At 45.6% G+C, this 1,032-nt stretch carries 2 rRNA genes; both read left to right on the top strand.

Annotation, left to right across the window (positions count from 1 at the left end):
* A 16S ribosomal RNA gene (locus ACEN4I_RS13350) occupies positions 1 to 118 on the top strand; the annotation flags it as partial.
* 217 nt (positions 119 to 335) lie between these two features.
* A 23S ribosomal RNA gene (locus tag ACEN4I_RS13345) occupies positions 336 to 1,032 on the top strand; the annotation flags it as partial.

The raw sequence follows: 1,032 nt of genomic DNA, 5'->3' as shown, positions 1-1,032 counted from the left end.
AACACCCAAAGTCGGTGAGGTAACCTTCGGGAGCCAGCCGCCTAAGGTGGGACAGATAATTGGGGTGAAGTCGTAACAAGGTAGCCGTATCGGAAGGTGCGGCTGGATCACCTCCTTTCTAAGGAATTAACGGAATTCTACACGGTTCGCTTTTACTTTGTTTAGTTTTGAGAGGTTTAGTCTCTCAGAATAGTGTTCTTTGAAAACTGGATATTGTCTAATAGAAACATTTAAGTAAGAAACCGAGAAACACACCGCGTTTAAAAGAGTTTTTTAATTGTTCTTATCGCAAGATAAAACAAGCAACTTCGGTTGCAACACAATTAGTAATGATAGGTTAAGTTACTAAGGGCGCACGGTGGATGCCTTGGCACTAGAAGCCGATGAAGGACGGGACGAACTCCGATATGCTTTGGGGAGCTGTAAGTAAGCTTTGATCCAGAGATTTCCGAATGGGGGAACCCAGCATCTTTAATAGGATGTTACTGCTGACTGAATACATAGGTCAGTAGAGGTAGACGCAGAGAACTGAAACATCTAAGTACCTGCAGGAAGAGAAAGAAAATTCGATTCCCTTAGTAGCGGCGAGCGAACAGGGAAGAGCCCAAACCAAAGAGCTTGCTCTTTGGGGTTGTAGGACTGAACACATAGAGTCATAAATGAACGTTGTAGAAGAAGCGTCCTGGAAAGGACTGCCGAAGAAGGTAAAAGCCCTGTATTTGAAACAACATTCACTCTGTTCAGTATCCTGAGTACGGCGGAACACGAGAAATTCCGTCGGAATCCGGGAGGACCATCTCCCAAGGCTAAATACTCTCTAGTGACCGATAGTGAACCAGTACCGTGAGGGAAAGGTGAAAAGAACCCCGGAAGGGGAGTGAAACAGCACCTGAAACCGTGTGCTTACAAATAGTTAGAGCCCGTTAATGGGTGATAGCGTGCCTTTTGTAGAATGAACCGGCGAGTTACGATTACATGCGAGGTTAAGTTGATAAGACGGAGCCGTAGCGAAAGCGAGTCTGAATAGGGCGT

It is taken from the genome of Desemzia sp. FAM 23990 (genome assembly GCF_045528485.1).
Lineage (GTDB): Bacteria > Bacillota > Bacilli > Lactobacillales > Carnobacteriaceae > Desemzia.
Note: the sequence above shows the minus strand (reverse complement) of the source record. Positions and strands in the feature narration are given on the sequence as shown.